General features: G+C 66.1%; 16 protein-coding genes. 8 read left to right on the top strand and 8 right to left on the bottom strand.

Translation table 11 applies throughout. The features are described from left to right. Nucleotides 1-19 precede the first annotated feature (19 nt). Genes WBP06_RS00180 through WBP06_RS00165 form a run of 4 tightly spaced genes read left to right on the top strand, consistent with a single transcriptional unit; the run spans nt 20 to nt 5,501 of the window. On the top strand, nt 20-1,021 hold the full coding sequence (locus WBP06_RS00180) for an alpha/beta hydrolase (protein WP_395330645.1): 1,002 nt from the start codon (nt 20-22) through the stop codon (nt 1,019-1,021). 18 nt (nt 1,022-1,039) lie between these two features. Beyond that, nucleotides 1,040-2,692 carry a family 43 glycosylhydrolase gene (locus tag WBP06_RS00175; RefSeq protein ID WP_395330643.1) on the top strand — a complete coding sequence of 551 codons (1,653 nt, stop codon included), beginning with the start codon at nt 1,040-1,042 and terminating at the stop codon, nt 2,690-2,692. Further along, nucleotides 2,692-4,110: a glucuronate isomerase gene (gene uxaC, locus WBP06_RS00170; protein ID WP_395330641.1), complete on the top strand. Its 1,419-nt coding sequence runs from the start codon at nt 2,692-2,694 to the stop codon at nt 4,108-4,110. The genes WBP06_RS00175 and uxaC overlap by 1 nt, the downstream gene beginning before the upstream one ends. Beyond that, nucleotides 4,107-5,501 carry a mannitol dehydrogenase family protein gene (locus tag WBP06_RS00165; protein WP_395330639.1) on the top strand — a complete coding sequence of 465 codons (1,395 nt, stop codon included), beginning with the start codon at nt 4,107-4,109 and terminating at the stop codon, nt 5,499-5,501. Before uxaC ends, WBP06_RS00165 begins: the two co-directional genes overlap by 4 nt. Here WBP06_RS00165 and WBP06_RS00160 read toward each other — a convergent pair. Then, entirely contained in the window at nt 5,498-6,013 is a 516-nt protein-coding gene (locus WBP06_RS00160) for a GNAT family N-acetyltransferase (RefSeq protein WP_395330637.1), read from the bottom strand. The genes WBP06_RS00165 and WBP06_RS00160 overlap by 4 nt on opposite strands. 164 nt (nt 6,014-6,177) lie before the next feature. On the opposite strand from WBP06_RS00160, the gene WBP06_RS00155 reads away from it, so the two are divergent. Beyond that, on the top strand, nt 6,178-8,058 hold the full coding sequence (locus tag WBP06_RS00155) for an FUSC family protein (protein ID WP_395330635.1): 1,881 nt from the start codon (nt 6,178-6,180) through the stop codon (nt 8,056-8,058). A gap of 20 nt (nt 8,059-8,078) precedes the next feature. On the opposite strand, the gene WBP06_RS00150 is transcribed toward WBP06_RS00155, so the two are convergent. From WBP06_RS00150 to ykgO, 6 genes are all read right to left on the bottom strand, one after another. Further along, complete coding sequence (locus tag WBP06_RS00150; protein ID WP_395330633.1) at nt 8,079-8,894, bottom strand: peptidase; 816 nt, start codon at nt 8,892-8,894, stop codon at nt 8,079-8,081. 65 nt (nt 8,895-8,959) lie between these two features. Next, the gene (locus tag WBP06_RS00145; RefSeq protein ID WP_395330631.1) at nt 8,960-9,820 is read right to left on the bottom strand and encodes a transglutaminase domain-containing protein; all 861 of its coding nucleotides are present in this window, start codon (nt 9,818-9,820) and stop codon (nt 8,960-8,962) included. A gap of 16 nt (nt 9,821-9,836) precedes the next feature. Beyond that, complete coding sequence (locus WBP06_RS00140; protein ID WP_395330629.1) at nt 9,837-10,784, bottom strand: alpha-E domain-containing protein; 948 nt, start codon at nt 10,782-10,784, stop codon at nt 9,837-9,839. Next, nucleotides 10,784-12,220 (bottom strand): circularly permuted type 2 ATP-grasp protein, encoded by a 1,437-nt coding sequence (locus WBP06_RS00135; protein ID WP_395330626.1) that lies wholly within the window; start codon nt 12,218-12,220, stop codon nt 10,784-10,786. Before WBP06_RS00135 ends, WBP06_RS00140 begins: the two co-directional genes overlap by 1 nt. A 139-nt stretch (nt 12,221-12,359) precedes the next feature. Beyond that, nucleotides 12,360-13,004, bottom strand: coding sequence for an HAD family hydrolase (locus tag WBP06_RS00130; protein WP_395330624.1), 645 nt, complete (start codon nt 13,002-13,004; stop codon nt 12,360-12,362). Nucleotides 13,005-13,096: 92 nt separating this feature from the next. Next, on the bottom strand, nt 13,097-13,222 hold the full coding sequence (gene ykgO / locus WBP06_RS00125) for a type B 50S ribosomal protein L36 (RefSeq protein WP_029724010.1): 126 nt from the start codon (nt 13,220-13,222) through the stop codon (nt 13,097-13,099). A 251-nt stretch (nt 13,223-13,473) separates the two neighbouring features. On the opposite strand from ykgO, the gene WBP06_RS00120 reads away from it, so the two are divergent. The 3 genes from WBP06_RS00120 (at nt 13,474) to WBP06_RS00110 (ending at nt 16,217) form a co-directional block, all read left to right on the top strand. After that, complete coding sequence (locus WBP06_RS00120) at nt 13,474-14,226, top strand: hypothetical protein (RefSeq protein WP_395330621.1); 753 nt, start codon at nt 13,474-13,476, stop codon at nt 14,224-14,226. Between the two features lie 231 nt (nt 14,227-14,457). After that, nucleotides 14,458-15,072 (top strand): DUF4136 domain-containing protein, encoded by a 615-nt coding sequence (locus WBP06_RS00115; RefSeq protein ID WP_395330619.1) that lies wholly within the window; start codon nt 14,458-14,460, stop codon nt 15,070-15,072. Beyond that, nucleotides 15,069-16,217 (top strand): M14-type cytosolic carboxypeptidase, encoded by a 1,149-nt coding sequence (locus WBP06_RS00110; RefSeq protein WP_395330616.1) that lies wholly within the window; start codon nt 15,069-15,071, stop codon nt 16,215-16,217. The genes WBP06_RS00115 and WBP06_RS00110 overlap by 4 nt, the downstream gene beginning before the upstream one ends. Before the next feature lie 226 nt (nt 16,218-16,443). Here WBP06_RS00110 and WBP06_RS00105 read toward each other — a convergent pair whose 3' ends face one another. After that, nucleotides 16,444-17,076, bottom strand: a complete 633-nt coding sequence (locus WBP06_RS00105) for an RBBP9/YdeN family alpha/beta hydrolase (RefSeq protein ID WP_395330614.1) — start codon at nt 17,074-17,076, stop codon at nt 16,444-16,446. Nucleotides 17,077-17,121 lie beyond the last annotated feature (45 nt).

Genomic DNA, 17,121 nt, shown 5'->3' with positions numbered 1-17,121 from the left:
GAAACTGGAGAGTGCCGCCATGACCTTCGACCGTCGATCGTTCATGGCGGCCTCTCTCGTTTCCGGCCTGATCGCCGGAGACGCCATGGCGCAGACCGCGCCTCCGGTGGCGACCGACAAGCCCCGCGCGCCCGGCCTGCCCCAGCCGACCGAGACCATCGACCTCTGGCCCAAGGGCGCCCCCGGCATGCCCGCGAAGGCCCTTATCGAAACGGTGGACGAACGCTCTGCCGACACCCTCGTCACCGATCGCGCCGTCCATGGCATTACCCGCCCGCGCATGGCGGTGTTCCGGCCCGACCGCCCCAATGGCGCGGCGGTACTGCTGACGCCCGGCGGCGGCTACAAGTGGGTGGTGGTCGACAAGGAAGGCTACGAGATGGCGCGCTGGCTGACCGCGCGCGGCTTCACCGCCTTCGTGCTGTTCTACCGCCTGCCCGGCGAAGGTTGGGCCAGCGGCCCCGATACCCCGCTGATCGACGCGCAGCGCGCCATGCGCCTGATCCGCCACCGCGCGCGGGACTTCGCGATCGATCCCGAACGCGTTGCCGCCATGGGCTTTTCCGCCGGCGGCCATGTCTGCGCCAGCCTTTCCACCCGCTTCGCCGCGCAAGTCTATGCGCCGGTGGATGCGGCCGACCGCCTTTCCGCCAAGCCCTTCTGCGCCGCGCCGATCTATCCGGTAGTCTCCATGGACCCGGCGATCGCCCATGCCGGTTCGCGCGATCTGCTGCTGGGCCCCGCCCCCACGCCTGCACTGGAGGCAGCCTATTCGCCCGAGCGCACCGTGCCCGCCGATGCCCCGCCCCACTGGCTGCTCCATGCCGAGGATGACGACGCGGTGTCGGTGGAGAACACCGTGCGCCTGCGCGCCGCGCTGAAGGCGCGCGGCATCCCGGTGGAGGCACATTTCTTCGAACACGGCGGCCACGGCTTCGGCCTGCGCCGGGCCATGGGCAAGCCGGTGGAGGCATGGCCCGACCTCTGGCGCGCATGGGCGCAGACCAAGGGGCTGGCGTAACTTTCTCGGGCTGACGGAATGAGCATGGACAGACGTGAAGCGATAAAGGCCGCCCTGATCGGCGGCGCAGGACTTGCAGCGGCAGGGCTTCAGGGGGAAGCCGCCGCAGCAAGGGAGCCCGGGGTGGGTGGACCTCCTCCCCCGCCCGCCCCGGCTCCCGTTCGATGGCGGCGCGGGTTCGACAACCAGCGGATTTCCGACTTGGGCGGTATTGGCATTGGGGGCACGATGCTCAACCCGGTGCTCTCCGGCGACCGGCCCGACCCGGCGGTGCTGAAGGATGGAGAGGACTATTACCTCACCTTCTCCAGCTTCGATTCCTATCCCGGCCTCACCATCTGGCACAGCCGCGATCTGGTGAACTGGCAACCGAGGAAGCCCGCGCTCACCCGCAATATCGGCTCGGTCTGGGCGGTCAGCCTGGAAAAGCACAAGGGCCGCTATTTCCTCTACATCCCGGTTAAGGCCGAACCCAACGAGATCTACGTGATCTGGGCCGACCATATCGACGGCCCGTGGAGCGATCCGAAACCGCTGGGCCTGCACGATCATATCGATCCCTGCCACGCCGTGGGCGAGGACGGTTCGCGCTGGCTGTTCCTGTCCGGCGGCGACCGCGTGCGCCTGTCCGAAGACGGCCTTTCGCTGGCCGGCAAGGTCGAGCATGTCTACGATCCCTGGCACTATCCGGACGAGTGGGATGTCGAAGGCTTCTCGCCCGAAGGCCCCAAGATCCACCGCCATGGCGACTGGTTCTACATGCTCACCGCCGTGGGTGGCACCGCCGGCCCGCCGACCGGCCACATGGTGATCGCCGCGCGCGCCCGATCGATCCACGGCCCGTGGGAACAGCACCCCGGCAACCCGCTGGTCCGCACCGAGAACCAATCGGAAGCCTGGTGGTCGCGCGGCCATGCCTCGCTGGTGGAGGGGCCGGACAAGCGCTGGTACACGCTCTACCACGGGTTCGAGAACGGCTTCTGGACGCTGGGGCGCCAGTGCCTGCTCGACACCATCGAATGGACGCCGGATGGCTGGTTCAAGATGACCGGCGGCGATCTGTCGCAGCCGTTGCCGGTGCCCAGGGTGGCGAAGCCGCTGCCCCACGGCATGCCGCTGTCGGACGATTTCTCGAAACCGCTGGCGATGGGCTCCAAGTGGTCGTTCTTCCGCCCGGCCCCGGACGAAGCCAGCCGTGTGCGTGTCGAAGGCGGCGCTCTGCATCTCAGGGGCAAGGGCCTCGCCCCGTCGAGCGGATCGCCGCTGCTGCTGATCGCCGGCGACACCAGCTACCAGTTCGAATGCGATATCGAGATTCCGCCTGGCGGTACGGCCGGGCTGGTGCTGTTCTATGACGACAAGCTCTACGCCGGGCTCGGCTTCGATTCAGAGCGCTTCGTCACCCACCAGTACGGCATGGAGCGCGGCCGCCCCGCCAACCCGCATGGCCGCCGCATGAAGATGCGCGTGACCAATCGCCGCCACATCGTTTCCTACCACACCTCCGGCGATGGCGGGAAAACGTGGAAGCGATTTGATCGCGGCATGGAGGTGTCCGGATACCACCACAATGTTCGTGGGGGGTTCCTCATGCTGCGTCCCGGTCTATATGCTGCCGGAGAAGGCGAAGCGACGTTCCGCGATTTCCGTTTCACAGCCCTGGATGACTGATGCCCATTCGCCCCCTTGAGCTTCATCCCGACCGTCTGCTGCCGGCAGATCCCGCCACGCGCAAGCTCGCGCGCGAGCTTTACCGGCATGTCGCAGACCTGCCGATCGTCAGCCCGCACGGCCATACCGATCCGCGCTGGTTCGCCGGCAACGAGACTTTCGGCAACGCCACCGACCTGCTGCTGATCCCCGATCACTACGTCTTCCGCATGCTCTATTCGCAGGGCATCGCCATGGAAGATCTGGGCGTGCGCAATCCAAAGGCGGACCCGCGCGCGGCGTGGCGGCTGTTTGCGGACAACTACTTCCTATTCCGCGGCACCCCTTCGCGCATGTGGCTGGACTGGGTCTTTGCCGAAGCGTTCGGGATCAGCGCGCAGCTGTCCGCCGAAACCAGCGACCTCTATTTCGACACGATCACCGAAAAGCTGGCGACGAACGATTTCCGCCCGCGCGCGCTGTTCGACCGCTATGGCATCGAGGCGATCGCCACCACCGAAAGCCCGCTGGACACGCTGGAATACCACGCCGCAATCCGCGCCGAGAATGCGCGCCCCGGCGGCTGGCAAGGCAAGGTGATCACCGCCTATCGCCCCGATCCCGTCGTGGACCCGGAGTTTGAAGGCTTCCGCGACAACTTGGCGAAGTTCTCCGAAATCACCGGCGAGGATTGCCTCACCTGGAACGGCTACCTCGCCGCGCACCGCCAGCGCCGCCGCTTCTTCGCGGACATGGGCGCGACTTCCACCGACCACGGCCACCCGACGCCGCGCACGGCGGACCTCTCCCCCACCGATGCCGAAGCGCTGTTCGACAAGGTGAGCAAGCGCGCGTTCACCGCCGAAGACGCCGAACTCTTCCGCGCGCAGATGCTCACCGAAATGGCGGGGATGAGCCTGGACGACGGGCTGGTCATGCAAATCCACCCCGGCGCGTTCCGCAACCACAACGCCCGCGTGTTCGACCGCTTCGGGCGCGACAAGGGCGCGGACATCCCCTCGCGCACCGAATACGTCGCCAATCTGAAGCCGCTGCTGGACAAGTACGGCAACGAGCCCGGCCTCTCGATCATCCTCTTCACCTTGGATGAGAGCACTTATGCCCGCGAACTCGCACCACTGGCCGGGCACTATCCGTGCCTGAAGCTGGGCCCGGCGTGGTGGTTCCACGATAGCCCCGAAGGCATGCGCCGGTTCCGCCGCATGACCACGGAAACCGCCGGTTTCTACAACACCGTGGGCTTCAATGACGATACCCGCGCGTTCCTGTCGATACCCGCCCGCCACGATGTCGCGCGCAGGATCGATTGCGGGTTCCTTGCCGAACTCGTAATGGAGCATCGTATCGAGGATTGGGAAGCCGCCGAACTGGCGCGTGACCTGACCTACAATCTCGTCAAGAAGGCCTATCGTCTGTGAGACTCTCCAGCGAAACGCTGTCCCGCCTGCCCGAATCCGTCGCCCGCCCCGGCTATGACCGCGCGGCGCAGGCGGCGGGCATCGTCCACTTCGGCATCGGCGCGTTCCACCGCGCCCATCAGGCCTGGTATACCGACCGGGCGATGGCCAAGGGCGATCGCGATTGGGGCATCGTGGGCGTTTCGCTGCGATCGGCCAATGTGGCGCGCCAGCTCAATCCGCAGGACGGGCTCTACACGCTCACCGAATGTTCGGCGGAGCGCAATCGGATGCGCGTGGTCGGATCGATCCAGCGCGTGATCGTCGCCAGCGAGGATCCGGAGGCGGTGATCGCCCAGATCGCCGCGCCGGAAACGCGGATCGTGACCTTCACCGTCACCGAAAAGGGCTATTGCCGCGCTGCCGACGGATCGCTCGATCCGTTTCTGGCCCACCATGGCAGCATCTATGCCTTCCTCGAAGCCGGCCTGCGCCGCCGCCGCGATCAGGGGCTGCCGGGGCTGACGCTGCTTTCGTGCGACAATCTTGCGCTCAACGGCCGCCAGCTTGAGCGGCTGATGGGCGAGTATCTCGCGCTGAAGGATGCCGATCTCCGCGCATGGGTGGCGGCGGAATGCACGTTCCCTTGCGCAATGATCGACCGCATCGTCCCCGCCACCACCGCCGCCGACCGCAAGATGGTGGCCACGCTCGCCCGGCTGGATGACGACGGCGCGGTGATGACCGAGCCGTTCAGCCAGTGGGTGATCGAGGACAAGTTCGCCGGGGCCCGCCCGCAATGGGAAAACGTCGGTGCCGAGCTGGTCAGCGACGTCGCCCCCTATGAGGCGGCCAAGCTGCGCATGCTGAACGGCGCGCATTCGGCGCTCGCCTATCTCGGCCTGGAACACGGACACGCCTTCGTCCATCAGGCGGTGGGCGATCCGGCGATCCGCCCGCTGATCGAGCGGTTGATGCACGACGAAGCCCAGCCGACCATCAAGGCCGCGCCTTCGCAGGATCTGCAGGCCTATGCCGATGCCTTGCTGGCCCGCTTCGCCAATCCCGCGCTGCAGCACCGGCTGATCCAGATCGCGATGGACGGCAGCCAGAAAATCCCGCAGCGCTGGCTGGAAACGCTTGCCGCCAATCAGGCAAAAGACAAGCAGTGCCCGGCGATCCTCACCGCGCTGGCGGCATGGTTGCGCCACGTGCGGGGCGACAATGCCGCCAAGTGGGGCCCGGTCGACGATCCGATGGCCGTGCGCCTTGCCGATATCTGGCGCGAACAGGGCATGGAGGGCACGCCGCGCGCACTGTTCGGCGAAGGCGGCCTGTTCGCCAAGACCTGGCAGGCCAGCGAGGCCGACTTCGCCGCGCTGGCCGAGCGACTGGCACGGGCGACCGCTTAGGGTTCCGGCGTCTCGCGCTGGTCCAGCGTGAGTTGCAGGAACGCCAGATCGAGCCAACCACCGAACTTCGCGCCAACCTGCTTCAGCAGCCCAACCGATTCGAAGCCCAGTTTCTCGTGCAGGGCGATCGAGGCGGTGTTCCCGGCTTCGATCCCCGCGACCATGACATGCTTGCCGGAAGCGCGGGCCCGTTCGATCAGCGCCAGCATCAGCGCCTTGCCAATGCCGTTCCCGCGCTGATCCACGCGAACGTAGACCGAATGCTCGACCGTGTGGCGATAGCCGGACCACGCACGCCAATCGCCGAAGCTGGCATAGCCGACCACGCTTTCATCCGCGTCCTCAGCCACCAGCACGGGATAGCCGGCACCCTGCCGATCCACGAGCCACGCCGCGCGGTTGGCATGGTCCACCGGCGTTTCGTTCCATACCGCCGTCGTGTTCGCCACGGCATGGTTGTAGATCGCGGTAATGCCCGCGACGTCACCCGGCCCCGCGTCGCGAAGGTTCATCGTCATGCGCCTCTCGGTTTGCTGCTCTGATCGAACGCTAGCGGCAGCGTCGCCAGCATCAACCCGTTCCCGCGCGCGACCCGAAACATAAGGGGACAATCCGCGTCATCCGCCAAAAGAGTGTTGCTGCGCGCGGCTGCAGGCGGCAGATTCGCGCTATTGCCATGACATTTGCCCCCGTTGCACCGAACCGCCCCCGAAAACGCCGTGCCAATACGACCCTGAGATGGGCGGCGCGCCGGCTTGAACTGCGCTCCTTCGGGTTCGTGCCCGAACACTTCATCCATGCGGAGGGGCTGCGCGCTGCCGTGGCCGTCGCGCTTCCGCTGGCGTTGGCAGTGGCCACCGGACATGCCGGAATGGGTTGGGCGGTCTTTGCCGCATTCTGGACCTGCCTTTGCGATGCACCGGGACCGGACCGCCTGCGCCGGCGCCTGCTTGCCATCTTCGTCGGCTGCGGCGCGATCATCGGCCTGGCCGGTTCCTGGGCCGCCTCCGCCGCGCCCAATGCGGGTTTCGTGATCGGCCCGCTGTTGGTCCTTGCCGCCGTGCTGGCATCCGCGCGCATTCCGTTCGGCGGGCTGCTGGGCACATTGCTCAGCGTAGTCGCGGTGGTCGCGGTGGGATTTCCCCAGCATCTGGCGCAGGCCGGCGTTCAGGCCGCGGCCTTTTCCCTCGGCGCGATCTGGGCCTATCTGCTGATAAACGTCCTGTGGCGGATCGATCCCCTGCTGCCGCTGGAGCGGGCGAGCGATGCCGTGCGGGTCCGCCTGCTGGACATGGCCGACAGTCTGGTCACGCTGGGCGAAGGGCAGCATCGCGATCGCCGCTGGCATAGCGAGCATTCCGAACACCGACGCACCGTGCGCCTCTCCATCGAACGGTTGCGCGGCACGATCGACCGCTATGCCGACGATCCCGCTGCGGCGGGGCCCTTTGCACGGGTACGGAACGCGGCGGAAACGATGTTCGGCGCGCTGATCGCGCTCGATCAGTCCTTCATCGACGACCTTGGCCCCACCGGCGAGCGCGTGGCCGTGGCCCGCGCGTGCAGGACCGCCCTGCTGGCCTGGTGCCTCGCCTCAAGCGAACGCGGCGACCGGGCCCCGGCCGCCCTGCCCTGGGCCGCGGACCGACTGGCGCGCCTGCGCGGAACGCTGACGGCCCCCCTGTTTGCCGGCTGCACGCTGGCCCTGGAAACGGCGCTGGCGACAGCGCCGAAACCAGCGCAGGCCGAGCTGTCTCAACCGCTTCAGATGCCGCCGCCCGCCGCCGGACGCAAAGCCGTGCAGGCGCGCGCCATCTCGCAGGCGGCACTGCGGCAGGCGTTGCGTCAATCCGCCGGGCTGGTGGCGGTCTACTACGCCGCGATCCTGTTCCACCTTGGCTATCCGTACTGGGCGGCGATGGCGGTGATCGTCGTGCTGCAGGGTGGCGCCCGCGTGACCTGGGCCCGATGTCTGGAACGTATCCTCGGCAGTCTGCTGGGCGGATTCGCAGCGCTGGGCGCGCTGTTCCTCTGCAGCGGCACGCTGGCGCTATCCGCCTTGGCCGTGGTGCTGGCCGGCACGGCGATCGCGCTGCGTTCGGTGAACTACACCGCCTTCGTCGTGTTCCTGACCGCGCTCTTCGTGATCGTTACCGAGATGCTCTCGCCCGGGGCGGGCATCGCCGGGGCCCGGATGCTGGACAACGTGATCGGCAGCCTGGCGGCACTGCTGGCGGTGTTCCTGCTGTGGCCCGACCTTGGCGCATCGCTGAAGGAGCGCATCCGCGAAGGAATCGAAGCCAATCGCGCCTATTTCGACGCGGTGCAGGCCGATCGGCCGGTCGCCGAGGTGGAGGCCGTGCGCCGCAGCGCCGGGCTGGCCAGCGTGGAGGCCGAAGTGGCCTTGCACGACGTCGGCAGCATTCTGCGCCGCCTCAGCCTGTCGGCCTCCGGGTCGGCCCCCGGCGGGGCGTCGCTGCGCGATCTTCGGACCATCGCGGGCCAGGCGGCGATTGCCTGGCATCGCCGCCTGGGCACGACCGCAAACTCAGCCTAGCGCGCGGCAGCTGCCGGCCGCTATCGGGCGGCGGCGCCTTTCGACTTGCCAGCCCTGCCTGAATTGGCGCCTGCATTAGCGCCTGAATCGATGTCGGAATCGATCGTGTAGTCGGGCAGCCCCTCCAGCGCCTGGCGCAGCGCTTCGCCCCAACTGGCCGAGATCGACTGGTAATAGGGATCGTTCGCTTCGATCCGCCGTTCGTGCAGCGGGGTGAAGGTGTCCGTCTCCAGCACCAGCAGGTCCAGCGGCATTCCGACCGAGAGATTTGCCTTCACGGTCGAATCGAACGACACGCAGAGCAGCTTCACCGCCGCTTCGAAGCTCATGTCCCGTTCGTAGCCGCGGATCAGGATCGGGCGGCCGTACTTGGTCTCGCCGATCTGGAAGAACGGCGTGTCGAAGCTGGCTTCGATGAAGTTGCCTTCGGGGTAGATCAGGAACAGGCGCGGTTCCATGCCCTTGATCTGGCCGGCGACGATCATCGTCGCGCTGAAAGTGCCCGCCGCCGCCGTCTGGCCATTGTCCGCCGCGCGTTCCGCGATCACGTCCTGCAGCAGGTTGCCGACGATCGTGGCCACCTGGAACATCGTGGGCGCTTCCAACAGCGAATTGTGCCGTTCCGCCGGGGCCTTGTTGCGTTCCTCAAGCTGGCTGATCACCGCCTGCGTGGTGGCAAGGTTGCCCGCGGTCATCACCGAGATCACCCGTTCGCCGGGAATCTGCCAATGGTACATCTTCCGGAAGGTCGAAATGTTGTCGACCCCGGAATTGGTGCGGGTGTCGCTCATCAGCACGAGCCCGCGGTCCAGCATGATGCCCACGCAATAGGTCATGGAATTCTACGCCCCGATCGATTCGCTTTCCCCCGCATCCTGCCTTTTGCGAGAGGAAACGGCTCTTAGCCGCTTTGCTGCTGCCTCCCGGTGGAGGACTGCTGCTGTTGCTGCTGACCTAGCACTTTCTCTCCCACCGACAAACGCACTTCAAGGCGGCTATCCCCACCTCCCGCCGCGATTCCGGTTACAGGGGCCGCCTCACTATAATCGCAACCGCTGGCCACGCGAATATACCGTTCGTCGGGCGACATGCCGTTGGATACGTCGAACCCCACCCAGCCCAGCCCCGGCACATGCGCTTCCGCCCAGCCGTGGCCGGCCTCCTGCTCTTCCCGGTCGTTCATCTTCAGGTAGCCGCCGACATAGCGCATCGGGATATCGAGCAGGCGGCCAGCCGAGATGAATATATGCGCATGGTCCTGACACACGCCCTTGCCGGCGCCCAGCGCCTCTTCGCTGGTGGTCTTGGCATCGGTGGCGCCGGGCACATAGTCGATCCGTTCCGCCACCAGCCGCGACAGCGCGTGGAGGAATTCCAGCGGATCGCGCCGGTCGGCATCGACATCCTCCACCAGCGCGCGCACGCGGCTTCCGGCCTTGGTCAGGCGCGTGGGCCGCAGGAACGTCCAGAGCGGCATCAGCCCGGTGTGGCTGCCGGTAATGCCGCTGTTGTCGATGGTGCGCACGGTGCCCCGGCAGGCGACGACCACCGTGTCGGCCCCGGGCTCGATCGAAACGAGCGCGGTGTGGCTGTGGTGGTGATCGTCATATTCCGCTTCGGCACGGGCGCCGGTCAGGTCCATCGCCCAGTCCACCACTTCCTGCCCATGCGTGGTCTTGGGCCGCAGTTTCAACCGCTGGAGACCGTGCGTGACCGGCGCGTCGAAGGTGTAGCGGGTGGTGTGGGTCACGGTCAGCAGCACGGGAAACGGTCCCTTTCTACTCGATGAAACGGTAATCGGCGGCGATGGCGTTGCCGAGGCGGTTGGTCTTGCCGATGAAGTCCTGCAGGAATTCGTGCAGACCGGTCTCGAAGATATGTTCGATCGTCGTCTGGTTCAGCGCCGCGCCCGTCTCGCGCATCAGGTCGTGGGCGGAAGTTTCCTCGCCATATTCCTTGGCGAGCCCGGCCAGATTGCTGCGCAGCTTTTCATAGCAGAACACCAGGCTGCGTGGGAACTGGCCGTCCAGAATCAGGAAACGGGCAATGCCGCGCGGGTCCATCGCGCCGGCATTGAGCCAGGAATAGGCGCGGTTGCCCGCCACCGAGCGCAGCAGCGTATCCCACTGCACATTGTCCAGGCTCGATCCCACCCATGCCACCGAGGGCAGCAGCACGTAATACTTCACGTCAAGGATGCGGGCGGTGCTGTCCGCCCGTTCGATGAAAGTGCCGATGCGCGCGAAGTTGAACACCTCGTTGCGCAGCATCGTCCCTTCCAGCGCGCCGCGCACCAGCGTGCCCTGCCGACGGATCGCGGTGAGCACTTCGCCCAGGTTCGATTCGCGCACCGGGCGCGACAGCAGTTCGGACAGGATCATCCACCCTTCATTGGTGGCTTCCCATACCGAGTTGGTCAGGCTGGTGCGGACCATGCGCGCATTGGTTCGCGCATTCTCGATCATCCGCAGGACGGAGGCGGGATTGTCCTTCTCGCGCAGCAGGTAGTTGAACACTTGCGGCCCGCCGAAATCCGAATGGCGCGCGGCATAATCGTCCACCTGGCCGGTGGTGGTAAGGACGGACTTCCACTCCTCTTCCTGCGCATGCTTGTCGCTGCGCGTGAGGGCGAGGTGGAACCCCACGTCGATCAGCCGCGCGGTATTCTCCGCCCGCTCAAGGTAGCGGCTCATCCAGTAAACGCCGTTGGCAGCACGTCCGAGCATTATTCGTCCAGTACCCAGGTATCCTTGGTGCCGCCGCCCTGCGACGAATTGACCACCAGCGAGCCCTTCTTCAGCGCGACGCGGGTAAGCCCGCCCGGCGTGATGTCGATCCCGTCGGGAGAGACCAGCACATAGGGCCGCAAGTCCACATGGCGCGGCGAGAGGCCGGCCTTGGTGAAGATCGGCACGGTGGAAAGCGACAGCGTGGGCTGCGCGATGTAGTTGTGCGGCTTGGCGCGCAGCTTGGCTTCGAAGGCGGCCAGTTCCTTTTTCGAGGACGTAGGCCCGATCAACATGCCGTAGCCGCCCGATCCGTGCACTTCCTTGACGACCAGCTCCGCCAGATTGTCCAGCACATAGGCCAGCGCTTCCGGTTCAGAGCAGCGCCAGGTCGGCACGTTGGGCAGGATCGGTTTCTCGCCCGTGTAGAACTCCACGATCTCCGGCATGTAGCTATAGATCGCCTTGTCGTCGGCGATGCCGGTGCCGGGTGCGTTGGCGATGGTGATGCCGCCCGATCGATAGACGTCCATGATCCCGGCGACGCCCAGCACCGAATCGGGATGGAAGGTCAGCGGATCGAGGTATTCGTCGTCCACCCGGCGGTAGATCACGTCGATCGCCTTGTACCCGGTGGTGGTGCGCATGGCGACGCGGCCATCGACCACGCGCAAGTCGCTGCCCTCCACCAGTTCGGCGCCCATCTGGTCGGCCAGGAAGGCGTGTTCGAAATAGGCGGAATTGTAGATGCCCGGCGTCAGCACCGCCACGGTGGGCCGGCCCGATCCCTTGAACGCGGGCGGTGCGCAGGCGCGCAAAGATCGGGCCAGCCGGCGCGGATAGTCGGAGACGGGGCGCACCGGAACCTTGGTGAACAGTTCCGGGAACATCGCCATCATCGTCTCGCGGTTCTCCAGCATGTAGGAGACGCCGGACGGGGTGCGGGCATTGTCCTCCAGCACCATGAATTCTTCCGGCCCGGTGCGGACAAGGTCGATGCCGACGATGTGGGTATAGACGCCGCCGGGCGGGGTCATGCCGATCATCTGCGGCAGGAACGCCACATTGTCGCGCAGCGCCTCGATCGGCAGGCGGCCGGAACGGACGATTTCCTGCCGGTGGTACAGGTCCTGCAGAAAGGCGTTGAGCGCCCGCACGCGCTGTTCGATGCCGCGCGTCAGCTTGCGCCATTCGCGCGCGGTGATGATGCGGGGGATCAGGTCGAACGGGATCAGCCGTTCCTCGGCCGCCTCGTCACCATAGACGTTGAAGGTGATGCCGATGCGGCGGAAGAAGCGTTCGGCCTCCACCTGCTGGCGGTTGAACCAGGCCTTGTCCTGCGAATCGTACCACTGGCTGAGATCGGCATAGGCGGGCCTGACAGACCCGTCCGCATTGAGCATTTCGTCGAAGTTCGTTTTGCCCGCAGCCGACATTGTGACTCCCTGTTGACCAAGTGATGCAACAAGGATTCGCACTTGCCAAGAAGTTACGCTGCAAGTGCGAAGAAAAATTTTTACCTTAACCGGGCAAGCGGCGAACTATTCGGTCGCCCCTGCCGGTCGAGCGGCAACTTCAGCCCAGCAGGCCCCGCGCGGTCAGGTCGGCCCGCAGGGTTTCCGCATCGCGGAAATGATGAACCTGCCAACCGAGCGCGGCGGCACCGGCGATATTGTCGGCATTGTCGTCGATGAACAGCATCGCGTCCGGTGCATGACCGAACCGGCGGGCGGCCAGTTCGTAGATTTCGGCATGCGGCTTCACCAGCTTCTCGTCGCCCGAAACGACGACATCGCCGAACAGATCGAACAGCGGCTCGCTTGCGCGATATTCGCGCCAGAAGGTGCTGGCGAAATTGGTGATGGCGTAGAGCGGCACGTCGCGCGCGGCCAATTCGCGCACGATTTCGTGGCTGCCGGGCACATTGCCCGGAATCGTTTCGAGGAAGCGCGTGGCGTAAGCGTCGATCAGGTCGTCGTGGCCGGGAAACTCCGCCTTGCGGGCGGCGACCAGTTCGCCGAGGTCGGCACCGGCATCGTGCGCGAAGTGCCACTGTTCGGTGACGACGTTCGCACAGAACCAGTCGAGTTTCTCGGGATCGTCGATCAGCCTGGCGAACAGCGCGCCGCGCATGTCCCACTGCACCAGCACGCGGCCGACGTCGAAGACGACAGCGTCTACAGGCCCATTACCTTGCATGTTCACGCGCGCTCCGGACATGACAAGACCCCCGCTTGCGGCGGGGGTCTACTGTCGTCGCTATGACCGCTTGCCCGATACCCCGCCGTTACAGCGGGGGCAGGCAAGACGAATCAGCCCTGGCGAGCCTTGAAGCGACGGTTGGTCTTGTTGATGACGTAAGTGCGGCCGCGACGACGGATCACGCGGTTGTCCCGGTGGCGACCCTTGAGCGACTTCAGGCTGTTCACAATCTTCATGGTTCGTCTCGTCTTGGTGGTTCGGCGGTTGTTCCAACAGCAACTGGGCCGCCGCCAGAAATTTGAAGTGGCGCCGTTAGTGGCAGTGGCTTGCAAAGTCAAGCGTGAGCGCCCATTCCTTCTGCTCGAACTTGCTCCGGTCAGGCGCGGTTTTCCGTCAATCGGCTCCGTTCATCGCGGGGCAATCGCGACGAGCCGATAGCGCAATACCGGGTGCGACCCAACCGATTCTTTCGGACACAAGAACACCGATGCACACGCTCAAAGCCGCGATTCTCGCCTCTGGCATGGCGCTTACCCTTGCAACTCTGGGTGCCGCTTCTTCCGTTCAGGCCCAGCCCGGATGGGGTTCACGCTGGGGCGGCGGATACGGCTCCGGTTGGGGTGGCGGCTGGAACGATCCGTTGATGGGCGGCCCCACCTCCTCACCCTATCGCACCAACAGCAAGGACCCGCGCGAGGGCCGAGTCGAAGTCAGCCGATTCGTGGCACAAGGCCCCGAAGCGGGCGAACTGGGCCACGGCGCCGTCATCGTCACATCCGAATCGGGCGACGGTCCGTGGATCGCCGGTTCGGAACGTGCCCGCTATGAAGCGGCCATCATCGACGCCCTCGTCGGCGCCGGCTACGACACCCAGGCCAAGGCCGACAACGGCGGGCAGGATGTCGAGCTGAAGATCACCCGCCAGGTCCTCACCCCGGCCGAAGAAAAGCGCAACCCGGTCAGCGGCACCGCCGCGATGGGCGTCAGCAACCATGGTTCGGCCTATGGCCTTGCCGTCAATGTCGACCTTTCCAAGCCCCGCAGCGCGCTGATCAGCACCCGCCTCGACACCCGCATCGTCGACAAGACAAGCGGCAAGGTGCTGTGGGAAGGCTACGCCACGATCGCCACGCGCGAAGGCGACAACAACTGGCCGGACGACCGCATCGCCGGCAAGCTGGCCAGTGCCCTCTTCGACGGTTTCCCGAAGGCGGACCCGGTTCCCGGCGCTGCCGGCTGAGGATCGAGGGCGAATTTCGCGGCACCGGCCCACGCCCCCGTCCCCGGCCCACGTCCCCGGCCCCCGCCCTGCCACCTAACGGCAGTATCCTGCGGGCGTCAGGGTGGGGGCGTGGGCCGATGCCGCCACAGAAATGCCCTCGCGGGCATTTTTCTACCCGCTCCAACACTCTGGCTCCGGGCGGCGGCAAGGGTTATCACTGAACCACTTAGCCCCCGGAGAGAGCCAGACATGTTCCGCAACGCCCGCCCCCTCGTCGCCATGATGCTTCTTTCCGGCGCGCTCGCGCTTGGCGGATGCGCCGCGCAAGTCGGGCCGGTGGAAGTCACGCGCTTCACCGCCCCCGATGCGCCTGCACTGAACAGCGGCGTCATCCGCGTCGACGCCGGCCCCGGCCAGGACGCGTCCAGCCTTGAATTCCGTGCCTACGCTGCCGCCGTCGGGCAGGAACTGGCCCGCGTCGGCTTCCGGCAGGCGCTTCCGGGCGAGACGGTTTCCGATACCAAGGTGGCCGTGCTGACGGTGGATCGCCGCACGCTGCAGGTCGGGAATCAGAGCAACCCCGTTTCGGTGGGCGGCCTGGGCACCGCCGGTTCCTACGGTTCGGGCGTCGGCCTGGGCATCGGCATCAACTTGTCCGGCCGGCCCGCCGATCAGGTGGAGACCCGGATGCAGGTGATGATCCGCGATCGTCCGGGTGGCCGCACCTTGTGGGAAGGCCGCGCTGCCTTCACCGTCAGTTCCAAGTCGCCGATGGCGCAAACCTCTCTGGGCGCCGCAAAAATGGCCGAAGCGCTGTTCAAGGGCTTTCCGGGCCAGTCCGGCGAAACTATCCTGGTGAAATGACCACCCTCCACATCACCTCCGCATTCGATTCCGGCAACATCGAAGTCCTCTCCACAGAAGGGCTGACGGCCCGCCTCGCGATCCGGCGCGACAAGGATTCCGAATTCCTGCAGTGGTTCCACTTCCGCGTCAGCGGGAACGGCATTGCCGGACAGGAACTCGTGCTGAAGATCACCGGGCTCAACGGATCGGCCTATCCCGGCGGCTGGCCCAACTATAACGCGCGCGTTTCGGAAGATCGCCAGTACTGGGCGCTGGCGGAAAGCACCTGGGACGCGGCCGAGGACAACGGCACGCTGACGATCCGCTACATGCCCGAAAGCGATCTGGCCTGGTTCGCCTATTTCGCGCCCTATTCGATGGAACGCCACCACGACCTGATCGCCGATCTGGCGACCACCGAAGGCGTCACCTATCGCTGCCTGGGCCAGACGCTGGACGGCCAGCCGCTCGACTGCCTGGAAATGGGCGATGGCGACACGCAAGTCTGGCTCTATGCCCGCCAGCACCCCGGCGAATCGATGGCCGAATGGTGGATGGAAGGCGCGCTGGAAGTGCTGGCCGATCCCGCCGATTCGACCGGGCGCGAACTGCGCAAGCGCTGCCGCTTCCACGTGGTGCCCAACATGAACCCGGACGGTTCGGTGCGCGGCCACTTGCGCACCAATGCCGCGGGCGTGAACCTCAATCGCGAATGGGAAACGCCGACAGCGGAAAAGTCGCCGGAAGTGCTCGCCGTGCGCAATGCCATGGACGAGACGGGCGTGGACTTCGCCATGGACGTCCACGGAGATGAGGCGATCCCGGCCGTGTTCATGGCCGGTTTCCAGGGCATCCCCTCGATCAAGGCCGAGCAGCAGGCGGGGTACGACCGCTTCAGCGAGATCCTTGACCGCCGCACGCCCGATTTCCAGCGCAAGCTGGGCTATGCCGTCGCCGCGCCGGGCCGCGCGAACCTGACGATGTCCACCAACCAGCTGGCCGAACGCTTCGGCGCGGTGTCGATGACGCTGGAAATGCCGTTCAAGGACCACGACGATGCCGCCGATCCGGCGCAGGCATGGAGCCCGGAACGCTCCGCCCAGCTCGGCGCCGACTGCATGGGCGCGCTGCTGGAATGGCTGGTCGAGCGCGAGGCGAAGTAAGAGTTTCGGCGGGGGTGAGCGCGGTAAACCAGCGCTTCGCCCCCCGCCACCTCTCAACTCGTTCTGCTGGGTCGGTGCCTATCAACCCTCAAGGCGGGGGCCCCGCTTTTCTTCGCGCCGCAGTGCCAAACGCACCGTTCAAGAAGCGGGATCCCCGCCTGCGCGGGGATGACGAGGTGGGGTGCAGCGAAGCTTCAGGAGCAACGGAACTCCCTCCAGTTTCCACTCAAATCCCCGCCCATTGGCGCAGAGCCTCGCGCACGGCGAGGTTCTCGTCCTGAGACCAGCGCGGAGTCAGCGCTGACGCCGGCACCAGTCCTAGCACGCTCTGCAGCATCACCCAGCCGGAAGCCCAATCGCCGCGCGTGTCGTCGCATACCGGCGAAGCGCCCCAATCCTTGGCAAGGCGGATCACCGAGCGTTGCTGCGCCACCGTGGCGTCCAGATCGCTCACCACGAAAGACGTGAACGGCAAGGGCTGCCTGGGACAGGCGCCAAAGCGCGAAAGGCGCGGATCGGCGCCAGGAAGGTCCATGTTCGGTGGATTGACGGCAATCGCGCCCAGCACCGGGTTTTCCGGCCCCACGCCTTCGAATTCCACCCACCACGCCAGCGCCAGCGCAGCAATGTCGTCCGTCACGATCACCACCGGCCGATCAGCGCGGCGGATCGCCAGGTTCAGCTTGTTGACCCAGGTGTTGCGGTGCGGTTCGTCCCACATGCCCAGTTCGAGCACGCGGCAATGTTCGCTCCACTGTGCCCAGCGCTTCATCCAGTGGCCATCGCGTAGCGGGCCGCCGGGAACCAGAAGGATCAGGGGAAGATGGTCCTGTTCATGCGGATAGCGGTAGTGCGTCATGGAGGTGCTCCAACAGGGTTGGGAAACCGCCGGTCGACTCTGTCT

Origin of the sequence: Novosphingobium mississippiense (assembly GCF_044029535.1) — a bacterium.
Classification (GTDB): domain Bacteria; phylum Pseudomonadota; class Alphaproteobacteria; order Sphingomonadales; family Sphingomonadaceae; genus Novosphingobium.
The sequence above is the reverse complement of the archived record's forward strand: the minus strand, read 5'-3'. Positions and strand labels throughout refer to the sequence as shown.